The 21,502-nt window shown below is 67.5% G+C and carries 18 protein-coding genes; 17 read left to right on the plus strand and 1 reads right to left on the minus strand.

All coding sequences use genetic code 11. From position 1 onward, the window contains the following. Positions 1–160: 160 nt before the first annotated feature. From CAL26_RS08610 to CAL26_RS08645, 8 genes are all read left to right on the plus strand, one after another. Positions 161–2,176, plus strand: coding sequence for a DNA topoisomerase IV subunit B (locus CAL26_RS08610; RefSeq protein WP_179283295.1), 2,016 nt, complete (start codon positions 161–163; stop codon positions 2,174–2,176). A gap of 53 nt (positions 2,177–2,229) precedes the next feature. Beyond that, entirely contained in the window at positions 2,230–4,539 is a 2,310-nt protein-coding gene (parC, locus tag CAL26_RS08615; protein WP_094846483.1) for a DNA topoisomerase IV subunit A, read from the plus strand. Positions 4,540–4,799: 260 nt separating this feature from the next. Then, positions 4,800–5,363: a MarR family winged helix-turn-helix transcriptional regulator gene (locus CAL26_RS08620; RefSeq protein WP_094846484.1), complete on the plus strand. Its 564-nt coding sequence runs from the start codon at positions 4,800–4,802 to the stop codon at positions 5,361–5,363. Further along, positions 5,360–5,908, plus strand: coding sequence for a diaminobutyrate acetyltransferase (gene ectA, locus CAL26_RS08625; RefSeq protein ID WP_094846485.1), 549 nt, complete (start codon positions 5,360–5,362; stop codon positions 5,906–5,908). Before CAL26_RS08620 ends, ectA begins: the two co-directional genes overlap by 4 nt. A 102-nt stretch (positions 5,909–6,010) precedes the next feature. Continuing rightward, a complete protein-coding gene (ectB, locus tag CAL26_RS08630; RefSeq protein WP_094846486.1) occupies positions 6,011–7,318 on the plus strand; it encodes a diaminobutyrate--2-oxoglutarate transaminase in 1,308 nt (435 codons plus the stop codon). Continuing rightward, positions 7,315–7,713: an ectoine synthase gene (locus CAL26_RS08635; protein WP_094846487.1), complete on the plus strand. Its 399-nt coding sequence runs from the start codon at positions 7,315–7,317 to the stop codon at positions 7,711–7,713. The genes ectB and CAL26_RS08635 overlap by 4 nt, the downstream gene beginning before the upstream one ends. Positions 7,714–7,753: 40 nt before the next feature. Next, positions 7,754–8,677: an ectoine hydroxylase gene (gene thpD, locus CAL26_RS08640; protein ID WP_094846488.1), complete on the plus strand. Its 924-nt coding sequence runs from the start codon at positions 7,754–7,756 to the stop codon at positions 8,675–8,677. Between the two features lie 138 nt (positions 8,678–8,815). Then, positions 8,816–9,694 carry an MOSC domain-containing protein gene (locus CAL26_RS08645; protein WP_094846489.1) on the plus strand — a complete coding sequence of 293 codons (879 nt, stop codon included), beginning with the start codon at positions 8,816–8,818 and terminating at the stop codon, positions 9,692–9,694. 19 nt (positions 9,695–9,713) lie between these two features. Here CAL26_RS08645 and sugE read toward each other — a convergent pair whose 3' ends face one another. Further along, the gene (gene sugE / locus CAL26_RS08650) at positions 9,714–10,031 is read right to left on the minus strand and encodes a quaternary ammonium compound efflux SMR transporter SugE (protein WP_094846490.1); all 318 of its coding nucleotides are present in this window, start codon (positions 10,029–10,031) and stop codon (positions 9,714–9,716) included. A 118-nt stretch (positions 10,032–10,149) separates the two neighbouring features. Here sugE and CAL26_RS08655 point away from each other — a divergent pair, with 118 nt between their 5' ends. The 9 genes from CAL26_RS08655 to CAL26_RS08695 all read left to right on the plus strand — a co-directional run bounded on the left by CAL26_RS08655 (position 10,150) and on the right by CAL26_RS08695 (position 21,479). Further along, positions 10,150–11,196, plus strand: coding sequence for a CDP-6-deoxy-delta-3,4-glucoseen reductase (locus CAL26_RS08655; RefSeq protein ID WP_094846491.1), 1,047 nt, complete (start codon positions 10,150–10,152; stop codon positions 11,194–11,196). Positions 11,197–11,366: 170 nt separating this feature from the next. Next, on the plus strand, positions 11,367–12,623 hold the full coding sequence (locus CAL26_RS08660) for a D-amino acid dehydrogenase (protein WP_094846492.1): 1,257 nt from the start codon (positions 11,367–11,369) through the stop codon (positions 12,621–12,623). 4 nt (positions 12,624–12,627) lie between these two features. Continuing rightward, entirely contained in the window at positions 12,628–13,968 is a 1,341-nt protein-coding gene (locus CAL26_RS08665) for an extracellular solute-binding protein (protein WP_094846493.1), read from the plus strand. Between the two features lie 175 nt (positions 13,969–14,143). Then, positions 14,144–14,992 (plus strand): TcpQ domain-containing protein, encoded by an 849-nt coding sequence (locus CAL26_RS08670; protein WP_094846494.1) that lies wholly within the window; start codon positions 14,144–14,146, stop codon positions 14,990–14,992. Positions 14,993–15,087: 95 nt separating this feature from the next. Next, entirely contained in the window at positions 15,088–16,665 is a 1,578-nt protein-coding gene (locus CAL26_RS08675) for a type II secretion system protein GspD (RefSeq protein ID WP_256988234.1), read from the plus strand. Positions 16,666–16,672: 7 nt separating this feature from the next. After that, entirely contained in the window at positions 16,673–17,974 is a 1,302-nt protein-coding gene (locus tag CAL26_RS08680) for a type 4b pilus protein PilO2 (RefSeq protein ID WP_179283296.1), read from the plus strand. Further along, positions 17,961–18,503, plus strand: a complete 543-nt coding sequence (locus CAL26_RS08685; protein ID WP_094846496.1) for a hypothetical protein — start codon at positions 17,961–17,963, stop codon at positions 18,501–18,503. Before CAL26_RS08680 ends, CAL26_RS08685 begins: the two co-directional genes overlap by 14 nt. Before the next feature lie 140 nt (positions 18,504–18,643). Next, positions 18,644–20,341 carry a GspE/PulE family protein gene (locus CAL26_RS08690; RefSeq protein WP_094846497.1) on the plus strand — a complete coding sequence of 566 codons (1,698 nt, stop codon included), beginning with the start codon at positions 18,644–18,646 and terminating at the stop codon, positions 20,339–20,341. Then, a complete protein-coding gene (locus CAL26_RS08695) occupies positions 20,334–21,479 on the plus strand; it encodes a general secretion pathway protein (RefSeq protein WP_094846498.1) in 1,146 nt (381 codons plus the stop codon). The genes CAL26_RS08690 and CAL26_RS08695 overlap by 8 nt, the downstream gene beginning before the upstream one ends. Positions 21,480–21,502 lie beyond the last annotated feature (23 nt).

The raw sequence follows: 21,502 nt of genomic DNA on the forward strand, positions 1-21,502 counted from the left end.
GGGTCGCGGGTTTTTGTGTAGGATAACCAGCCTCGCGGCAGGGGCGGCTGGTTCCGACGGCCCCGTTTTCCAGGCGCGCGCTACCCGCTCCTCCCTGGGGCGGCAGGGGTGTCCCACCAAGGATGGTCAGGATTTGCGCATCCTACCCCGCGCGGCGCCAATGCTGGCTCTTTACTTAGAATGTCGGTTTTTTTCCACAGAGGTTGGGGATAACTTGGCCACTCCACGCTATACAGAGGCGTCCATCCGGGTCCTGAAGGGCCTGGAGCCCGTGCGGCAGCGCCCGGGCATGTACACCCGCACCGAAAATCCCCTGCACATCGTGCAGGAAGTCATCGATAACGCCGCCGACGAAGCGCTGGCCGGCAACGGCAAGCACATCCAGGTCATCCTGCATGCCGACGGCAGCGTCTCGGTCGAGGACGACGGCCGCGGCATTCCGGTAGGCATGCACCCGGAAGAAAACGCCCCCGTCGTGGAGCTGGTGTTCACGCGCCTGCACGCCGGCGGCAAGTTCGACAAGCAGGGCGGCGGGGCCTATGCGTTCTCCGGCGGCCTGCACGGGGTGGGCGTCTCGGTCACCAATGCGCTGGCCACCCGGCTGGAAGTCATCGTGTGGCGCGACGGCGGCGTGCACCGCATGCTGTTTCGCGACGGCGAGGTCGCCGAGCCGCTGGCGCCGTTCACCGGCGTGGCCAAGAAGAAGGCGGGCACCCGTGTCCGCGTCTGGCCCGATCCCAAGTACTTCGACAGCCCCAACATCCCGCTGGCCGAACTGACGCAGCTGCTGCGCAGCAAGGCGGTCTTGCTGCCCGGCACGCGCGTGACGCTGACCGTGGAAAAGACCGGCGACACCAAGACCTGGCTGTACGAAGACGGCCTGCGCGGCTATCTCACCGAAGCCCTGGGTGGCGCCGAGCTGATGGTTCCCATGTTCGAGGGCAGCCAGTACGCCGGCGCCGACCACGACACCTTCGCCGAAGGCGAGGGCGCGCAATGGGTGGTGGCCTGGACCGAGGACGGCAACGCCGTGCGCGAGTCCTACGTGAACCTGATTCCCACGCCGGCCGGCGGCACGCATGAATCCGGCCTGCGCGAAGGCCTGTTCGCCGCGGTCAAGAGCTTCGCCGAACTGCACAGCCTGCTGCCCAAGGGCGTCAAGCTGCTGCCGGAAGACGTGTTCGCGCGCGCCAGCTTCGTGCTGTCGGCCAAGGTGCTGGACCCGCAGTTCCAGGGCCAGATCAAGGAAAGGCTGAACAGCCGCGACGCGGTGCGCCTGGTCGGCGGCTTCACGCGCGGCGCGCTGGATCTCTGGCTGCACAGCAATGTCGAATACGGCCGCAAGCTGGCGGAACTGGCCATCCGGCAGGCGCAGGCGCGCGCGCGTTCCGCGCAACGCGTCGAAAAGCGCAAGAGCTCCGGCGTGGCGGTGCTGCCCGGCAAGCTGACGGACTGCGAATCCAGCGATGTCTCGCGTACCGAGGTCTTCCTGGTCGAAGGCGATTCGGCCGGCGGCTCGGCCAAGATGGGCCGCGACAAGGAATTCCAGGCCATCCTGCCGCTGCGCGGCAAGGTGCTGAACTCCTGGGAGGTCGAACGCGACCGCCTGTTCGCCAACAACGAAATCCACGACATCGCGGTGGCCATCGGCGTCGACCCCCACGGTCCGAACGACACGCCGGACCTGTCCGGGCTGCGCTACGGCCGCATCTGCATCCTGTCCGACGCGGACGTCGACGGTTCGCACATCCAGGTGCTGCTGCTGACCCTGTTCTACAAGCATTTTCCCAAGCTGGTGGAAGCCGGCAACGTCTACGTGGCGCGGCCGCCGCTGTTTCGCGTCGACGTGCCGGCGCAGGGCAAGCGGCCGGCGCGCAAGGTCTACTGCCTGGACGCCGGCGAACTCGAAGCGGTGCAGGACAAGCTGCGCAAGGAAGGCCAGCGCGAAGGCAGCTGGAGCATCAGCCGCTTCAAGGGCCTGGGCGAAATGAGCCCCGAGCAGTTGTGGGAAACCACGATGAATCCGGACACGCGGCGCCTGCTGCCGGTCAGCTACGGCGACCTGGATCCCGAGCAGACCACGCGTGTATTCGACATGCTCATGGGCAAGGGGGAATCGGCGCAGCGCCGTTCCTGGCTGGAAGAAAAAGGCAATCTCGCCGAACTGGATATCTGATGCGGCATGCCGCGCCTGTATCCAAAGGCGCGGCATCGCAATGACGCGACACCATGACCGACAGCAATCAACAAGGCCTGTTCGATACCGAATCGGGCGATGACGCCATCACCCTGGGGCGCTACGCCGAGCAGGCCTATCTGGACTACGCCGTATCCGTCGTCCGCGGCCGCGCGCTGCCCGACGTGGGCGACGGGCAGAAGCCCGTGCAACGCCGCATTCTCTACGCCATGCAGGCCATGGGTCTGGGGCCCACCGCCAAGCCCGTCAAATCCGCCCGCGTGGTGGGCGACGTGCTGGGCAAATACCATCCGCACGGCGACCAGGCGGCCTATGACGCCATGGTGCGCATGGCGCAGGGCTTCACGCTGCGCTATCCGCTGGTCGACGGCCAGGGCAACTTCGGTTCGCGCGACGGCGACAACGCGGCGGCCATGCGCTATACCGAAGCGCGGCTCACGCCCATCGCGCGCCTGCTGCTGGACGAGCTCGAAGAAGGCACCGTCGATTTCATCCCGAACTACGACGGCAGCCACCAGGAGCCGCAGATGCTGCCGGCGCGCCTGCCGGTCATGCTGCTGAACGGCGCATCCGGCATCGCGGTGGGCATGGCGACGGAAATCCCGTCGCACAACCTGCGCGAAGTCGCCCAGGCCTGCGTGGCTCTGCTCAAGCAGCCCAAGCTGCCCGATGACGAACTCTATGCCCTGGTGCCGGGCCCGGATTTCGCCGGCGGCGGGCAGATCATCACGCCCGCCGAAGATATCGCGCAGATATACAACAGCGGCCGCGGCTCGCTCAAGGCGCGCGCCCGCTGGCAATTCGAGGAGCTCGCGCGCGGCCAGTGGCAGCTGGTGGTGACCGAATTGCCGCCCGGCGCATCCGGCCAGCGGGTGCTGGAAGAAATCGAGGAAATCACCAATCCCAAGGTCAAGGCCGGCAAGAAGGCCCTGACGGCGGAACAGCAGCAATCCAAGGCGCAGATGCTGGGATTGCTGGACGCCGTGCGCGACGAATCCGGCAAGGACGCGGCGGTGCGGCTGGTGTTCGAACCGAAGACCTCGCGCGTCGACCGCGACGAATTCGTCAACATCCTGCTGGCGCAGACCAGCATGGAAAGCAGCGTGCCGGTCAACCTGGTGTGCATCGGCACCGACGGCCGTCCGCGCCAGAAGCCGCTGCGCGAAATCCTGCTGGAATGGCTGGCGTTCCGCACGGACACGGTCATACGCCGCACCCGCCATCGACTGGACAAGGTCATCGACCGCATCCATGTGCTGGAAGGGCGCATGGTGGTGTACCTGAACGTCGACGAGGTCATCCAGACCATACGCGAGGCGGAAGAGCCGCGCGCCGCCTTGATGGCGCGCTTCAAGCTCACCGAGCGGCAGGCCGAGGACATCCTGGAAATGCGCCTGCGCCAGCTGGCGCGCCTGGATGGCATCAAGGTCGAACAGGAACTGGCCGGCAAGCGCGAGGAACAGCTCAAGCTGCAGGAACTGCTGGACAATCCCGCGTCGCTGAAGCGCACGATCGTGCGCGAAATCGAAGCCGACGCCAAGCAGTACGGCGACGAGCGCCGTACGCTGATCGAGGCGGCCGAACGCGCGGTGGTGGAAACGCGCGTGGTGGACGAACCCGTCACCGTCATCGTGTCGCAGAAGGGCTGGCTGCGCGCGCGCCAGGGCCATGGCCACGACGCCACGCAATTCGGTTTCAAGCAGGGCGACGATCTCTACGGCGCGTTCGAGTGCCGCACCACCGATACGCTGATCGCGCTGGGCGACAATGGCCGCGCCTACACCGTCTCGGTCGCCAGCCTGCCGTCGGCGCGCGGCGACGGCCAGCCGGTCACCACGATGATCGACCTGGCGTCCGGCACGCGCATCGTCCACATGATCGCCGCGGCCCCTGACACCCGCTGGCTCTTCACCACCCAGCGCGGTTTCGGCTTCGTCGCCCGGCTGGGCGACATGGCCAGCCGCCAGCGCGGCGGCAAGCAGTTCGTCACCCTGGAAGAAGGCGACGCGCTGCTGCGCCCGGTGCCGGTGTTCGAAGGCGCGCAGCGGCTGGCGCTGCTGTCGGCCAAGGGCAAGTTCCTGGTGTTCGGGCTGGACGAAGTCAAGACGCTGGCCGGCGGCGGCCGCGGGACCATCCTGATGGGACTGGACGGCAACGATACGCTGGCGCAGGTGGTGCCCATCGGCGCCGGCGGCCTGCGCGCCACCGGGATGTACCGCAACAAGCAGGTCGAGGACATCCTCGCCGGGACCAGCCTGCAGCCTTACGTGGGCAAGCGCGCCCGCAAGGGGCGGCAGCTGGACGTGCGGCCGAAGCAGCCTCTGCTGTCGCCCGTGCTCTAGCAGGCGCGGCGACGCCGCAAGCCAACGGTTCCAGGGATCCTGGGACCGTTTTTTTTTGCCCGGCGTCCGTGTTGGGTCCGCCGCCCGCGCGCGACAGACGGGCGATCGAGGCGCTGGCAGGCGTGGCAGGGTAAGAAAAGGTGACAGTCGGGAGCTAGGGGTTCACCTGAATGACTCTTGCCGATATAATTCGTACTCAAATCAATTCAACAGAACTAATTTTGGTTGGAATTTTATCGAACCAATTCATTTCAGCACCTATGACTGAACCCACCCAAACCGACATCGCCGCGCCCGCGCCGTCTGCGCAGCAGTACGACCTGCGCATCCTGCGCGCCCTGCGCCGGATCACGAGGTCGATCGCGCTGCATTCGCGGCAACTGGCGGCGGTCAGCCACATCACCGCGCCACAGCTCATGTGCCTGCGTACGGTGATCGAGCGCGGTCCCCTGACGTCCACCGCCATCAGCCGGGAAATCCACGTCAGTCCCAGCACCGTGGTGGGCATCCTCGACCGCCTGGAAGACAAGGGCCTGGTCCGCCGCGAGCGTGGCAGGGAAGACCGCCGCACGGTTTTCGTCACCGCCACGGTCCCCGGCATCGAACTCGCCAAGCAGGCGCCGTCGCCGCTGCAGAAGCATCTGGCCGACGCCCTCAATGCCTTGCCCGAGCTGGAGCAGGCCACCATCACCCTGTCGCTGGAGCGCATCGTCGCGCTGATGGAGCAGGGTGGCCAGGCCGCGCCGGCCGACGCCCACGACCATTCGCCCATCCTGGACGTGCCGACCTCCGGCCCCGCGCCGGAATCGGGGCTGGTGGTATGAGCCAGGCCGTCATCACGCGCGCGGCGGATACCCTCGCCGCGCAGGACCTCTCCCATCTTTTCAGGACGCCGCGGGTCGCGGACGGCGCCGCCATCCACGCGCTGGTCGCCGCCTGCCCGCCGCTGGACCTGAACACCGTCTATGCCTATCTGCTGCTCTGCGAGCATTTCGCGCAGACCTGCGTGGTGGCCGAAAGTCCCGATGGCGGTATCGACGGCTTCGTGTCGGCCTATGTCCCGCCAGGGCAATCGCAGCGGCTGTTCATCTGGCAGGTCGCGGTGCACGAGCGCGCCCGCGGCGAACGCCTGGCGCGGCGCATGTTGCACGCGCTGCTGCGCCGTCCCGCGCTGGCCGGCATACGGCATCTGGAAACCACCGTCGGCCCCGACAACCATGCGTCGCGGCGCACCTTCACCCGCCTGGCCGCCGATCTCGGCGCCCCTGTGGCCGAGCAGCCTTTCTTCGACAGGCAGCTCTTCGGCCAGGCCGAGCACGACGACGAAATGCTGATCCGGATAGGGCCCATGGCCTGCGTCCCGCGTTGAGCCTGTCATCGCGTTCCCATTGAAGTCGAGCAGGGCGTGCCGCCGTTCGCGGCGCCGCGCCCCAGCCCGGCATCACTCATCACCAGCAAGGAGAAAAACGATATGGACCTGAAAATATTCGATCGCATGGAGTCGGAAGTACGTGGCTACATACGTTCCTTTCCGGTGATATTCAATCAGGCGCGCGGCTCCCTGCTGATCGACGAGGAAGGCACCGAGTACATCGACTTCTTCAGCGGCGCCGGCACCCTGAACTATGGGCACAACAACCCCCTGTTCAAGGCGCGCCTGATCGACTATCTGGCGTCGGACGGCGTCGTGCATGGCCTGGACATGGCCACCAGCGCCAAGAAGCACTTCCTGGAAACGGTGGACCGCGTGCTGCTGAAGCCGCGCAAGTGGCAGTACACGCTGCAGTTCACCGGTCCCACCGGCACCAACGCGGTGGAAGCGGCGCTGAAGATCGCGCGCCAGGTCAAGGGCCGCAGCAACATCATTTCGTTCACGCATGCCTTTCACGGCGTCAGCGGCGGTTCGCTGCAGGCCACGGCGAACGCCAAGTTCCGCGACGCGGCCGGCTATCCGCTGAACAACACCACCTTCATGCCCTATGACGGCTACTTCGGGCCGGACGTCGATACCATGGCCTACCTGGAGCGCATGCTGGACGATCCCAGCAGCGGCATGGACAAGCCAGCGGCCGTGATCGTCGAGACGGTGCAGGGCGAAGGCGGCGTCAACGTGGCCACCCTGCGCTGGCTGAAGGAGCTGGAAAAGGTCTGCCACCGGCACGACATGCTGCTGATCGTCGATGACATCCAGGTGGGCTGCGGCCGCACCGGCAATTTCTTCAGCTTCGAAACCGCCGGCATCCGCCCGGACATCATCACGCTGTCCAAGTCGCTATCGGGCTTCGGCCTGCCCATGTCGCTGGTGCTGATGAAGCCGGAGCTGGACGTGTGGAAGCCGGGCGCGCACAGCGGCACCTTCCGCGGCAACAACCTGGCCTTCGTCACGGCCGCCGCCGCGCTGGATACGTACTGGGCCGACCAGGCGTTCGCCGGCGAAGTCCTGCGCAAGGAAAGGCTGGTGCGCGACTGGCTGGAAAACCTGGCCCACAGCTATCCGGGCAGCGGCCTGGTCGTGCGGGGCAGGGGGCTGATCCAGGGCCTGGTCACGGCCAGCCAGCCGGAACTCGCCAACCGCATCGCGCGCAAGGCGTTCGAACGCGGCGTCGTCATCGAAACGTCCGGCGCGCACGACGAAGTGCTCAAGCTGCTGCCGTCGCTGACCATCGAAGACGACCTGCTCAAGCGCGGCCTGGATGTCATCGAAGCCAGCGTGGCCGACGTGCTGGCCGAAGCCGGGCAATCCGCCCGCATCCTTAAATTCGGAGGAAAACGCCAATGATCGTACGCAACGTCAACGACGTCATCGGGACCAAGGACGAAGTCCGCACCGATACCTGGATGAGCCGGCGCGTGCTGCTCAAGAAAGATGGCATGGGATTCTCTTTCCACGAGACCACCATTTTTCCGGGCACCCGCACGCACATCCATTACCGCAATCACCTGGAAGCCGTCTGGTGCATCGAAGGCGACGGCTCGATCGAAACCATCGCCGACGGCAAGCGCTATGAACTCGGCCCGGGCGTGGTCTACGCCCTGAACGAAAACGACGAGCACTGGCTGTGCGGCGGCGAAAAGCCCTTGCGCGTCATCTGCGTCTTCAATCCGCCCCTGACCGGACAGGAAGTGCATGACAAGAACGGCGTGTATCCCCTGCCCGAAAAGGCGGCGGCCTGATGCCGCGCGTCCGCCAGGAATCACGCAAGGAGATACGACGATGATTTCACCCGCCAAAGACCGCTACGCGTCGCGCACCGACCGCAGCGCCGGCATCGTCGCCCGCCACGATCCCGTCGTGTACGAGGACGGGCGCTATGCCGACGCCTTGTCGCCGGAACAGGTGCAGGCCTATGACCGCGACGGCTTCCTGCTGCTGGAGAACCTGATCCCGCAGGCCGAGGTCGACGCGCTGATCGCCGAGATCACGCGCATGTCGCGCGACCCGACGATCAACCGCCGCGAGGAATGCATTACCGAACCGGGCAGCAACGCCGTGCGGTCCATCTTCATGGTGCATCAGCTCAGTTCCGTCATCTCGCGCCTGACGCGGGATCCGCGCCTGGTCAACGTGGCGCGGCAGATCCTGGGATCCGAGGTCTACATCCACCAGTCCCGCGCCAACATGAAGCCAGGCTTCAAGGGCAAGGAATTCTATTGGCATTCGGATTTCGAGACCTGGCACGTGGAAGACGGCATGCCGGCGATGCGGGCGCTCAGCTGCTCCGTGCTGCTGACCGACAACACTGCCTGCAATGGCCCGCTGATGCTGGTGCCGGGCTCGCACCGGCAGTTCATTTCCTGCATAGGCGAAACGCCGCAGGACCATTACAAGCACTCGCTCAAAAAGCAGGAATACGGCGTGCCGGATGCCATCAGCCTGCAACTGCTGGCCGAGCAGGGCGGCATCCAGGCGATGACGGGAAAGGCCGGGTCGGTGGTGTTTTTCGACTGCAACACCATGCATGGGTCCAACAGCAATATTTCGCCGTGGCCCCGGTCGAACGTGTTCATGGTCTACAACAGCATGGAAAACGTGCTGGGCGCGCCCAAGTACGGCCTGGCCCCGCGTCCGGAACATATCGCCACCCGGGCCGGCATCAAGGCGCTGTCGCCCCTGGACGCGCTGAAGCTGGTGGGTTGAACGGCGCCCCCCGCTGACGCGACCGGCGTACGCCCATGGCGCGAGACGGATTCAACGTCTCGCGCCAATTTGTTTCCCTTGCCGGGGCCGCGATAATTGCTATGCTTCGGCGGTTCTCGCGCCTACCCGCCGCTCGCCATGTCCCTGTTCGTCCGCAGCCTGCATATCTATCCCGTCAAGTCCTGCGCGGGCATCGCCGTCGATGCGTCGGCGGTCGACGGCGCCGGCCTGGCGTACGACCGCCTCTGGCTGGTCATCTCCGGTGCGCGTTTCCTGACGCAGCGGCAGGTGCCCGCCATGGCACTGGTCCGGACCGCGCTGACCGCGACCCACCTGCAGTTGAGCGCGCCGGGCATGCCCCCGCTGGAAGTGCCCCTGGACGGGTCGGAGCTGGCCGCCATGGCCGAAACCGTCACGGTCTGGCGCGACACCTTTCCCGCCCACGCCGAAAGCGCGGCCGCGGCGCGGTGGTTTACCGATTTCCTCGGGCTTCCCTGCCGCCTGTTCAAGATCGACGTCCCGGCCGCCGGCCGTGCCGTCAGTCCCGATTGGGTGGGGCGCTGGCGCGGCGAACATCGCGAACTGGCGGCCGGTTTCGACGGCAGGCATCTTTTCGGGTTCGCCGACGGCTATCCCGTGCTGATCGCCAACCAGGCATCGCTGGATGAATTGAACCGGCGGCTGCTCGCCAAGGGACGCGACCCTGTTCCCATGGATCGCTTTCGCCCCAACGTGGTCCTCGACGGTGACGACCTGGGCGCCTACGACGAAGACCATATCGCCTTGTTCGCACGGGGCGACGACATCCGCCTGGCGGTGGTCAAACCGTGTACGCGTTGCAGCATTCCGAACGTGGATCAGGCGACCGGCCGGGAGGGCGACGAGCCCGGCCTGATCCTGATCGCCACGCGCAGCCTGGACGTCGGGGTGATATTCGGCCAGAACGCCATCGTCGACGCGCGCCCCGGCGCGGTCCTGCGCGTGGGCGACCCGATCTCGGCGGAATGGAAGTTCTAGCGTCCGGCGCGGCGTCCCGCTACGCCGCCGACAGCTTCAACCCGATCAGCCCGGCGACGATCAGGCCGACGCTGGCCAGGCGCACCCAGCCCATGCTTTCCCCGAACAGGATGACGCCGGCGATGAAGGCGCCCACCGTGCCGATGCCCACCCATACCGCGTAGGCCGTGCCCAGCGGCAGCGTGCGCATGGCGATCGCCAGCAGCCAGACGCTGGCCACCATGCCGACGATGGTGATGGCGGACGGAACGAGCCGGGTAAAGCCGTCCGTGTATTTCAGGCCCACGGCCCAGACGACTTCGCATAATCCGGCGACGAACAGAATGACCCAGGTCATGGACGGCTTTCCGGCGCATAGCCTGCGATGGCGGCTCCGGGTGCGCCTGTCCCGGAACGGCAAAAATTATAGAATGTCCGATTCGGCACCCCTTACGCTCCACTGCTACCGACGCGCCATGACGTTCCAGGTCACCCTCACGCCCAGCCAACACCAGTTCAAAATAGAAGACGGCCAGACCGTGCTCGATGCCGCCCTGGCCGCGGGCTACGTCCTGCCGTACAGCTGCCGCAGCGGCGCTTGTTCCACCTGCAAGGGCAAGGTGCTGTCCGGCGACTACGACGCGGGGCCTTATCCGGCCCAGATCCTGGCGCCCGAAGAGCTGGCCGCCGGCTATACCCTGCTGTGCCAGGCGCGTCCTTCGTCGGACCTGCTGGTCGAATCGGCCGAAGTCCGGCTGGCCAGCGATATCCAGATCCGCAAGCTGCCGGTGCGCGTGCAGACCCTGGAGCGCATCGGGCCGGATGTGGCGGTCATCAAATTGCAACTGCCCGCTTCGGAGACGTTTCGCTTCCATGCCGGGCAATACGTCGAGCTGATCCTGAAGGAAGGCCGGCGCCGCAGCTATTCCATGGCGACGCCGCCCCATGCCGGCAGTCCGCTCGAGCTGCACATCCGCCACATGCCCGGCGGCTACTTCACCGATCACGTGTTCGGCGCCGGCGCCACGCAGATGAAAGAACGCGAGATCCTGCGCATCGAAGGACCCTTCGGCTCCTTCTTCCTGCGCGAGGACAGCGACAAGCCCATCGTGCTGCTGGCCAGCGGCACCGGTTTCGCGCCGATCAAGGCCATCGTGGAACATATGATCCACAAGCAGATCGGCCGGCCGGTCGTGCTCTATTGGGGCGGCCGGCGCCCCCAGGACCTGTACATGGATGCCCTGGCGGCGTCGTGGGCGGACAGCCTGCCCGATTTCCGCTACGTGCCGGTGGTTTCCGACAGCCTGCCGGAAGACGGCTGGACCGGCCGTACCGGTTTCGTGCACGAAGCGGTCATGTTCGACCTGCCGGATCTTTCCGGTCATCAGGTGTATGCTTGCGGCGCCCCGGTCATGGTGGACGCGGCGCGCCGCGAGTTCTCCGGCCAGTGCGGCCTGCCGCCGGAAGAGTTCTTCGCCGACGCCTTCACGTCCGAAGCGGATCTGGCCAAGGCCCGTCCTTGATCCGCCGTAATTGACATAGGCGCTTACAAGCCGACGGATGGCGAAGCGATTCAACGCTCGCGCCAACGCTCCGGCGGCTGGCGGCAAGGTAAACTTCCTTCCCGTAATTTCAACGGGATTCCGCGCACGCGGCTGCGGCGGCCCGATGCGTACCCAGGAGCTTGGCGCGAATGAGAATTGCGGTATTGGGAGCTGGCATCATCGGCATTTCCACGGCGTGGTGGTTGCGCCAGGCCGGACATGATGTCGTGGTCTTGGACCGGCGCACCGGTCCGGCCCAGGAAACCAGTCTTGCCAATGGCGCTCAGATATCCGTCTCGTACGCCGAACCCTGGGCCAATCCGCAGGCTCCGCTGAAGCTGCTGAAATGGCTGGGCCGCGAAGACGCTCCCCTGCTGTTCCGTCCGCAACTGGACTGGCGCCAATGGGCCTGGGGACTCGCCTTCCTGCGCGAATGCCTGCCCGGCCGGCTGGCGCCGAATATCCGCGCCATGGTTCGCATGGCCGAGTACAGCCGCGCGACCTTGCGCGGCATGCGCGCGGAACTGGGCATCCAGTACGACCACCTGGAACGCGGCATCCTGAATTTCTATCGCGACCCGCACGAATTCGAGCTTTCGCAGAAGGCCGCGGGCGTCATGCGCGACTTCGGCGTCGAGCGCCGCATCCTGTCCGCCGATGAAGTCGTCGCCCTGGAGCCGGCCCTGGCGTCGCAGCGCCATCGCATCGTCGGGGGCGATTACACGCCGGAAGACGAAAGCGGCGACGTGCATCTGTTCGCGGTCGCGCTGGCCCAGCGTTGCGCCGACGCCGGCGTCGAGTTCCACTATTCCACGCAGGTGACCCGGCTGGTGTCCATCGGCGGGCGCGTCGACGCGGTGGAGATCCTCGACCCGCAAGGTGGCTATGGGCAGGTCGCGGCGGATGCCTATGTCGTGGCGATGGGCAGCTACACCCCGCTGCTGGTGCGTCCGCTGGGCGTGCCCTGCAATGTCTATCCCGCCAAGGGCTATTCCGCCACTTTCCCGGTCCTGGACCCGGTGGCGGCGCCCAGCGTCAGCCTGACCGACAGCAGCCGCAAGATCGTTTTTTCGCGCCTGGGCAATCGCCTGCGGATGGCCGGAACGGCCGAATTCGCGGGTTACTCGCGCGCATTGAATCCCCAGCGCTGCCAGGCCATGACGGACCTGGCGCGCGAGCTTTTTCCCGGCGCGCTCGATTTCGAGCGCGTCGTTTACTGGTCGGGCCTGCGTCCGTCCACTCCGTCGAACGTGCCCCTGATCGGCCGCACCCGCATACCGAACCTGTACTTGAATACGGGACACGGCACGCTGGGATGGACGATGGGGGCGGGTTCGGGCCGGGCTCTGGCCGATCTGCTCAGCGGACGCGCGCCAGAACCGGAGTTTCCTTTCCTCGGCATGTAGACCTATGAAGAAATTGCATGAATCGGGCTTGTCCCGCGCAATCCGCGCCACCGGGCGTGTCTGGATCTTCGGCGCTGCCTTGATGGCGGCGGGTGTGGCCCATGCGGCGCCGGTGCAGATCCAGGTCTGGCACACGATGAACGACGCCAACAAGGCAGAATTCGAAAAACTGGTCAAGCAATACAACAAGGAACAGGACGCGGTCGAAGTCAGCGTGCGCGACTTCGCCACGCCGCAGGCCTTGCAGCAGGCCGCGACCGCCGCGGTGACCGCCAAGAAGGCGCCCAACCTGATCCAGTTGCAGGACAATCATTCGCCGGAAGTCGTGGCGGAGTACAAGGCCATCAAGCCGCTGTACGAGCTGCTGGCCAAGTATCCGATCAAGGACGCCTCCTGGTTCCTGCCGTCCACCAGCAGCTTCACCCGCGACAGCAAGGGGCGCCTGCTGGCTTTCCCCTACATGGCGGAAATCCCGCTGATGTTCTACAACATCTCGCTGTACAAAAAGGCGGGCCTGGACCCCAATCAGCCGGCACGCACCTGGCAGGACCTGCAGGGTGAACTGCTGAAGCTGCGTGACGTGGCCGACGTGGAATGCCCCTACGCGTCGAGCGACCAGGTCGAAGTCCACCTGGAAAACCTGGCGCCCATCAACAACCAGCTCTACACCAGCAACGGCAACGGTATCGAGGCGATCAAGGGCAAGCCCCTCCCGTCGGCGCTGCAGTTCGATATCCTGTACATGCGCCATGTGTCGCTGATGGCGACGTGGAAGCGCTCGCTGCTGTTGACCCAACATACCAATGACAACACGCCTGACGAAGCCTTCGCGAAGGGCCAGTGCGGCGTGCTGACGTCCGGTTCCGGCGCCCTCGGCCGCTTGATCGCGGCCAAGGGCCTGAGCTTCGGCGTCGCGCCCCTGCCGTACTACGACCAGGCCACCAAGACGCCGGGCAAGCCCTTCGTCAGCGGCTCGGCGCTGTGGGTGATGGAAGGCCATCCCGTGGCGCAGGACAAGGCCACGGCGGAATTCCTGGCCTGGCTGTCCAAGCCGGTGGTCGCGGCCGAATGGCACCAGACGACGGGGTTCCTGCCCTTGACCGAAGGCGCGTTCCGCGCGTCCGAAGTGTCTTTCTACAACCGCATTCCTGGCGCCCAGGCCGTGGTGTCGGCCATGCGCGCGCAGACCCCGGTCACCGCGCGCGGATTCCGGGTCAGCAACTATGAGCGCATCGAGCCCGTGCTCAGCCGCGAGCTGGACGAGGCCTTCGACGGCAAGACGCCGCCCATGACCGCGCTGAACAATGCCGCCGCCCAGGCGCGCACCATCGCCCAGCAGCGCTGATCCCACGGCGAGATCGAAGCCGAAACCGGCGGGCCCCAGGCCCGCCGGTTTTTTTTCCGCCGGGCCGCTGGGTGACATCCGCATCCATGCGTAGATGTGCGTCTTGTTGGTCCCTGCGGCCCTGGGCACCATGGCTGGGTCGCGCCATGGTGGGCGCGCGGAACGGGGATCCGGCATGCATCGAGTGTTCAAGACCTTCATCCTGTTGCCATGGCTGTCGGCCTGTACGCCGCCATGGGCGCCCGGTGGCGGGATGGCGGATTGGAATGCCGGGGCATCGACGGGCGCACCGGCATTCCTGGCGGCAGGCGCGACGCATGACTTCAACTGGCGCCTGTCCGGCGACAGGCAGGTGGCGCCGCTGCAAGTGTTCGACGACGGCCGCCAGACCTGGCTGCAGTTCGCGCCGGGACAACCCGTGCCGGCGCTCTTCACCGAACAGCATGGCGCCGAGCGTCCGGCGCGCTACGTCAGGCACGAGCCTTATGTCATCGTGCAAGGCAAATGGCCGGCCGTCGTCATGCGCGGCGGCGCGCTGCAGGCGCGCGCGGATTACCTGGGCGCGGCGGGGCAAGCCGAGGCGACGCCGGCCGCGTTGAGCGCCGCGACGGCCGCCACGGCGGTGACGCCTTCGCCGACACCGACGCCGGTGACCGCAATGCCGGCAGCGCCCGCGCCAGGCGCGAAAGCGACGTCCGGCACGACGAAAATCATGCCATCCGGCGCGGGCCTGTATCGGGTCGGTCCCACAGACGAAAACATGCGTCGCGCGCTCGCGCGCTGGGCAGGACTTGCCGGCTGGACCTTCCAGGCCGAGCATTGGGCCGTGGACGTCGATATCCCCCTGGCCGGCAGCGCCGATTTTTCCAATGACTTCAAGCGCTCCGTCCGCGAACTCGTGGCGGCTACCGAATTGGGCGACCGGCCGCTGCAACCCTGCTTCTACGCCAATCAGGTCCTGCGCGTCATTCCGCTGTCGCAGGCCTGCGACCGCACCGCCCTGCGGCTGGGGACGGCGATATGAACGTTTCCTTCCGTCCACCATCACAGCCAGGAAGATCGATTGCTGGCGTTCGCTGCGCACGGCCAGACACCGGCGGCGCTGCGCGCCGCGGCCTGGTGCTGACGCTCGCGCTTGCCTGTCCGGCCTGCGTCGCGCCGGAACGCATCGCCGCCATACAGGATCGGGCCGCGGCCGCGCAGGCCCGCAACGAGGCCGCTTATGCCGGTTTTTCCAGATCCTTGTCCGATGGCGCGGCCAGGCTGGCCGCGCAGGATGTCGCCAGGCCCTGGCTGGCGGGACGCGCGCGCCCCCTGGCCCGCGAGGCCACGCTGCCGGCCGCCTTGCGCAGGAACGTCGATACGACGCTGATGTTCTCCGGCGGCGAGGCCGACCTGGCCGTGCTGGCCGACCGTATCGCCCTGGCCACGGGCATCGGTGTCAAGGTACGACCAGACGCATTGCTGCCCGCCGAACTCTTCCTGCCCAGGCTCGCCGTTTCCCAAGGCGGCGGCACGCCATTTCCCGCGCGCGCCTCGCTGCCCGACGGCGCGCAGCCCTTGCCGCGGGTCCTCGACGCGCTGGCCTGGCGCCTGGGCGTGTACTGGCGGTACGCCGACGGCGCCATCGAGTTCTATCGCACCGAAACGCGCGTGTTCGACGTCCGGGCGCTGACCTTGAACGCCCGCGCCGATGCCCGGCTCGGGCGCGCCAGCGGCAAGGGGGGAGAAGGCTTCCAGAACACGTCCAACACCACCTTGTCCTCCGGCGACCACGACGCCATCGCCGCGGTGCGCGCGCGCATCGAACCCTTCCTGACGCGCGCCGGCACCGTCACGGCGGCGCCCGGGGCGGGTAACTCCATCGTCGTGAACGATACGCGCGACGCGCTGGACCAGGTGGCGCGCTTCCTCGAGCGCGAGAACAAGGCCCTGACGCGCCGCGTGCGACTGGTGTTCGAGGAAATCACGGTGGTGGGCAAGGACCAGGCCAGGGCCGGCATCGACTGGAACCTGCTCTACCAGGGCACGCGCGCCGCCGTATCGATGGCATCGCCGGGACTGGCGGGCGCTTCGGCCGGACTGGCTTCCGCTGGCGTGCGCAACGACCTGTTCGGCGGCAGCAAGGCCATCATCGCGGCCCTCAGCGAAGTCGGCACCATCGTGCGCCACAGCAGTGTTCCCGTACTGACGCTGAACCGCCGGCCGGTCACCCACGCCGTGCGCACGACGTTTTCCTATGTGGACCAGGTGCAGGGCAGCGTGTCCGCGCCGGTCGCCGCCGGCCAGGCCCTGCAGCCGACCTTGCTGCCCGGCGTGTCGATCAACCAGAAGCAGGAGACGGTCGGTTCCTTCCTGACCCTGGTCCCGGACGCGCAAGAAGACGGCCAGATCCTGTTGTCCATCGCCTACGACAACACGGTCGCGCAGCCGCTGAAAAGCCTGACCTTCGGCAAGCCCGGCAATCCCCTGGAAGTGCAGCAGATCACCATCGACGGCAACGGCATGGTGCAACAGGTCGAATTGCGGGCCGGGCAGGCAATGATCATCTCGGGCTTCGACCGCCGCGAAGACGAATACGATCGTCGCCGGCTGACGCCGGACGCGCCTTACGCAATGGGCGGCAGCGATCGCGCCTCCACGCAGCGCACCACGACCGTGATCATCGTCACCGCCCAGGTGGAAGAGGGCTTTTGACATGCCGATGACGCACACCCACCAGGCGCTTCCGCAGCCCTTGGGAGACCATGTCGTGCTGGCCGCGCGCGACGGCGCGGCGCTGGTGTTCGGGCTGACATGGTCGCCCATCATCGGCAGCCATATCGATACGCTGGCGCGGCGCAAGGCGCGCGAAGCCAGCGCGACGCATTACGTGCACGGCGGTGTGGGCGTGGCCGCGGTCGGATGCGCGCGCCTGCGCGGACGCGCCAGGGCCTGCTATGCCGCCGCCCAGGTTTTCGCGCGCATGCATGCGCAAGGCACGGCCGCCGGCCTGCTGCATCTGGACGACGGCCGCGTCTGGCTCGTCGCCTCGCGCAACGGCGCCGTGATGGCGCGTGGCGATCGCATCCATGGCGACGAGACCGCCGCGCGCGCCGCATTGGCGGAGCTCGACGCAATACATCCTGGCCTGGCCGGCCAGCCATGCATGCTCACCCTGGATGAGCTTGCCGCCGCGCTCGATCCCGCGGCTTGCCTGTGGCGCGTCGGTCTGCCCTTGGCGCGGCTACCCATGCCGGTGCGGGGCACCCTGCTGTTGCTCGTCACGGCACTGCTGGCGCCCCCGGCATGGCGGGCCTGGCATGACGGCCCGCGGACGCGAACGGCCCAGCCTGTCGACGCCACGCAGGCGTGGCACGATGCCTGGACCAAGGCGGCAGCCGCGGTGCGCGTCCACGATACGCGGCAGCTCGGCCAGGTCTTCGCCAGCTTGAAGACCTTGCCCACCGACCTGGGCGGCTGGACCATGCGATCCGCGCGCTGCCGTCCGGATGGCGTGGACTGGTCCTGTGCCGCGCGCTATGGCCGGACCGCCCCCGATGCGACCAACCGCGCATTGGCCGACCACGCTCCTGCCGGCGTACGGCTGGTCTTCGTGTCCCTGGACGAAGCGCAACTGCTTTGGCGCATGGCCGGGCGCGCCGAACGCCTGCTGCCGGATGGGTTGGGCGGCCCGGCGGCGACCGACCTGGATTTCGCCAGCACCCTGCAGGCCATCGCGCCCGCGTTCACGCGGGTGGTCCTGGGCGCGCCGGCCGCCTTCGTCGTCCCGGCGCCTCGCGACGAACACGGCAGTCCGTTGCCACCGCCCGCCGATCTGCCGCGTGTGCGCCAGCGCAATGTGGTGCTGCAAGGACCGCTGCGTTCGTTCGCACTGTTCGCCAGTCCGCCGGCGGTGGCGTCCTGGAAAACGGTGGTCCTGGACCTGCATGGCGATCGCCAGCCGGATATCGCGCACAGCCCCTTGATGGCTCAATTGGAAGGAACGGTTTATGAGCGTGAATGACCTTGCCGGCGTGGCGCTGCTTGCCACGGCCGCTGCCTGGCCGGTACATGCCCGGCATGGCCAGGATGCGCAGCTGGTGGAGCATGCGGGCCATGACTCGCCGGCCAGTGCGCCGACGGCCGTTTCGTCAGCGCCGGAATGGCCGGACAAGGACATCGTCGAGCAAATGCTCCGTCGCGAGACCCGCGCCGCATTGGCCGCCCAGGCCCACCGGCGGGGCAGGGCGGCGGGCGCGACCTCGACGTTCCCATCAGCCGGATCAACGGCGTCAACCGCATCGAGCGTCGATGCGCCCGCCGAACCGCAGGCCGATCGCCTGGACCTCGCCGCGATCTATGGCGTCGGCAAGCGGTTGGATGTGGAAGTCGTCGTCAACGGGCATCGATTGCGCTATCGCCACGGACGCAAATGGCCGGAGGAATCCCCGGACGGGGACGGCGCCTATGCCTTGCGCGCCATCCAGGGGCAGTGCGTCCTGCTCGACCGTGATGGCGGCAAGCGCCGCGTCTGCCTGACCCGCGCGGACTAGGGCCCACCATGCTGGTCAGACGCCTTCCCACCGGCCTCGTCACGCAGTCCACGCAGTCCACGCAGTCCACGCAGTCCACACAGTCCACACAGTCCACACAGTCCACACAGTCCACGCATGCCGCGCCGTCCGCGCGACCCATGCACGCGGCGCGAGCCGCCGTGCCCGTGCTGGCGACCCAGGACGATATCGCCCGCATCGACCCCGCGTTCGCGCGCGCCGTGGGTGACGAATTCGACCTGGCGTCCCTGGCCGGCAGGCTGTGCCCCGTCCGCCTGCAGGACGGCAGCATCGCCATCTTCGCGCTGTCCGACTACGCCGCCGGCGACCAGATAGACGAAATCGAGCGCATGGTGCGGCGCCGCGGCGGGCGGCTGGCGTCGCCGTCCCGCTACATCCTCCCGGCCCCGCTGCTGCTCAGCGTCGCGCGCGGACAACTGACCCTGCGGCGCCTGCGCGACCCCGCGGCCGCATCGACCGCATCGATCGATCGGAACACGTCCGCGCTGGCGGCAGGCTTCTGCGACATCGTCACATGGGGAGTGCGCCGCGACGCCAGCGACGTGCACCTCAACGTCCGCCGCCGCAGTCCGGAGTCCGACGTGCGCTTCACGATCGCGGGCCGCTACGTCGCGCCGGCGCGCTTTCGCCATATGCCGACGGCCACCCTGATGGAAATGCTCGCCGTCGCCTGGATGGACATCCACGGCGGCAACGGGGCGGTATTCGATCCCTGCATCGAACAGCAGGGGCAATTGCACATCCACGTGGACGACCGTCCCGTGATGCTGCGTTGGGCGTCCCTGGCCACGGACGAGGGCCCTTCGGTGTGCCTGCGCCTGCTGCGGCTGGACATGCGGGCCGACGGCTCGTCGCTGCATACGCTGGGCTATCTCGACAGCCAGATCGACATGCTGCGGCAGGCCGGCCGCGCCGACGGCGGCGCCGTGGTGCTGGCGGGCGTGGTCGGATCCGGCAAGTCCACCACCATCGCCACGCTGATACGTACGCTGCCTGACGACCGCAAGGTCGTCACCCTGGAAGACCCCGTCGAATACCGGATCGGCAACGCCTTGCAGAACAGCGTGGCCCGCAAGCTCGACGACACCGGCGCCACGGCATTCGACGCCAAGCTGCGCACCGTGAAGCGGTCCGCCATGGACGACCTGCTCATAGGCGAAATCCGCGACGCGGAAACAGGCCGCGCCTTCATGGACCTGGCCGGCTCCGGCGTCAATCTCTATACGACGACCCACGCCGCCTCCGCCTTGATGATCCCCGAGCGGCTGGCCTCGGATTTCATCGGTGTCTCGCGCGATTTCCTGGCGACGCCGGGCGTCCTCAAGCTGCTGGTGTACCAGGCGCTGTTGCCGCGCCTGTGTCCGCATTGCGCGCTGCCGCTGGCCAGGCTGCATGGCGGGCCCCAAGGCGACGCCTGGTGGCAGTGGACGCGCCGTTTCACCGCCCTGTATGGCGTGGCGGCGGACGTGCTGCGCATGCGCAACGCCGCGGGCTGCGAGCACTGCGCGAACGCCGAACTACCGCACCTGAACGGCACGGCCGGCCGCACCGTGGTTGCCGAGATGATCGAACCCGCGCATGACGATGTCTTCCTGCGGTGCGTGCGGCGGCGGGACAATCTGGCGCTGCGGCGCCATCTGCGCGCACGCCGCGGCGCGCCTTTCGATCATCCGGACATGACGGGCAAGAGCGCCATGGAATGCGCCGTGTACAAGGCGGCGGCCGGGCAGATCGATCCGCGCGACATCGAATCGCGCTTCCAGTCGTACGCATCCGTGCAGCGGGAAAGGGCCCAGGCCGGGGACGCCCATGCCTGAATGGCGCGCGATCCTGGCCGGCGCGTTGGCAAGGCGTCCGGATTTCCGTACCTGGCGCCTGCGTTGCGACCTTCTGCGCTTCGCCGGCATGCGCGCGGATTACTACGAATACCTTGCCGATATGATCGAAGGCTTGCAGGGGCGCAAGACCTTGCGCGACCTGTTCGATGACGACGCCCGTCGCCATGGCCGGCACAGCGTGCGCGGAAGGCTCGCGCATCGCTGGTCCCTGGCCCTGGAAGCCTCCGGCGGGGACCTGGCCGCCGCCTGGGCCGGCAGCATGCCGGCCGAGGAGCTGGCTTTGCTGCACGCGGCCCAGGCCGGCGGCGCCGACGCCCTGACGGCCGCGTTGCGCGATCTGGCGCGTGCCGCGCGCATCGTGCGCCAGGCCTGGCGCATATTCCGGGATACCGTGGTGACCGGCCTGGCCGCGCTGGGCGTGGCGCTGGTCCTGGCCGGTGCGGTGCCTTACTTCACCCTGCCGCGTTTGCAAGCCGTCTTCCAGGACGTGCCGGCGGCCTATCACGGCAGTCTGACCCGCGGCCTGTTCTTCTTCGGCGAGGCGGTGGCATACGGACTGCCGCTCCTGGCGGCCATGGCGGCGGGCGGTGCCTGGCTGGCGTGGTGGTCGCTACCCAATCTGGTGGGGCCGTGGCGGCGCCGGCTGGACGGCCGTCTCATCTGGCGCTTGTATCGCGACGTCAACGCCATCCGGTTCCTGGCCATGCTGGCCGTGCTGGTGCGCCGCCGCGGCAACGTCGATATCCGCCTGCGGCAGGCGTTGGCCATGCAGGCCGACCATGCCGGATCCTGGCTGGCCTGGCACATACGCGAGATGATCGCGCGCATCGATGCGGGCCTGGTGGGCGCCGATAGTTTCGATACCGGCATGATCGATCGCCGCATCTGGTGGTACCTGAGCGACATGATCGCCGCCCATGGCATGGCGCGCGGCCTGGATCGGGCGGCCGATCGGGTCGAAGAGCGCGCATTGCTGCACGTGGCCCGCCAGGCCCAGCTGCTGCGCTGGGCCTTGCTGCTGGGCGCGGTGGCGGGGGTGATCGCGCTGGCCTTGTGGCACTACGCCGTCATCGATGAACTGCGGCGCGCCCTGATGCACGTCCACGCCTCGGGCTAGCCCGTCGACCCATTTTTTCCAGG

Origin of the sequence: Bordetella genomosp. 9, assembly GCF_002261425.1 — a bacterium.
In the GTDB taxonomy this organism is placed as follows: Bacteria; Pseudomonadota; Gammaproteobacteria; order Burkholderiales; family Burkholderiaceae_B; genus Bordetella_C.

Coding starts and splice junctions, on each gene's coding strand:
- CAL26_RS08610 (WP_179283295.1), top strand. CDS start 161: ATGCTGGCTCTTTACTTAGAATGTCGGTTTTTTTCCACAGAGGTTGGG.
- parC (WP_094846483.1), top strand. CDS start 2,230: ATGACCGACAGCAATCAACAAGGCCTGTTCGATACCGAATCGGGCGAT.
- CAL26_RS08620 (WP_094846484.1), top strand. CDS start 4,800: ATGACTGAACCCACCCAAACCGACATCGCCGCGCCCGCGCCGTCTGCG.
- ectA (WP_094846485.1), top strand. CDS start 5,360: ATGAGCCAGGCCGTCATCACGCGCGCGGCGGATACCCTCGCCGCGCAG.
- ectB (WP_094846486.1), top strand. CDS start 6,011: ATGGACCTGAAAATATTCGATCGCATGGAGTCGGAAGTACGTGGCTAC.
- CAL26_RS08635 (WP_094846487.1), top strand. CDS start 7,315: ATGATCGTACGCAACGTCAACGACGTCATCGGGACCAAGGACGAAGTC.
- thpD (WP_094846488.1), top strand. CDS start 7,754: ATGATTTCACCCGCCAAAGACCGCTACGCGTCGCGCACCGACCGCAGC.
- CAL26_RS08645 (WP_094846489.1), top strand. CDS start 8,816: ATGTCCCTGTTCGTCCGCAGCCTGCATATCTATCCCGTCAAGTCCTGC.
- sugE (WP_094846490.1), bottom strand. CDS start 10,031: ATGACCTGGGTCATTCTGTTCGTCGCCGGATTATGCGAAGTCGTCTGG.
- CAL26_RS08655 (WP_094846491.1), top strand. CDS start 10,150: ATGACGTTCCAGGTCACCCTCACGCCCAGCCAACACCAGTTCAAAATA.
- CAL26_RS08660 (WP_094846492.1), top strand. CDS start 11,367: ATGAGAATTGCGGTATTGGGAGCTGGCATCATCGGCATTTCCACGGCG.
- CAL26_RS08665 (WP_094846493.1), top strand. CDS start 12,628: ATGAAGAAATTGCATGAATCGGGCTTGTCCCGCGCAATCCGCGCCACC.
- CAL26_RS08670 (WP_094846494.1), top strand. CDS start 14,144: ATGCATCGAGTGTTCAAGACCTTCATCCTGTTGCCATGGCTGTCGGCC.
- CAL26_RS08680 (WP_179283296.1), top strand. CDS start 16,673: ATGACGCACACCCACCAGGCGCTTCCGCAGCCCTTGGGAGACCATGTC.
- CAL26_RS08685 (WP_094846496.1), top strand. CDS start 17,961: ATGAGCGTGAATGACCTTGCCGGCGTGGCGCTGCTTGCCACGGCCGCT.
- CAL26_RS08690 (WP_094846497.1), top strand. CDS start 18,644: ATGCACGCGGCGCGAGCCGCCGTGCCCGTGCTGGCGACCCAGGACGAT.
- CAL26_RS08695 (WP_094846498.1), top strand. CDS start 20,334: ATGCCTGAATGGCGCGCGATCCTGGCCGGCGCGTTGGCAAGGCGTCCG.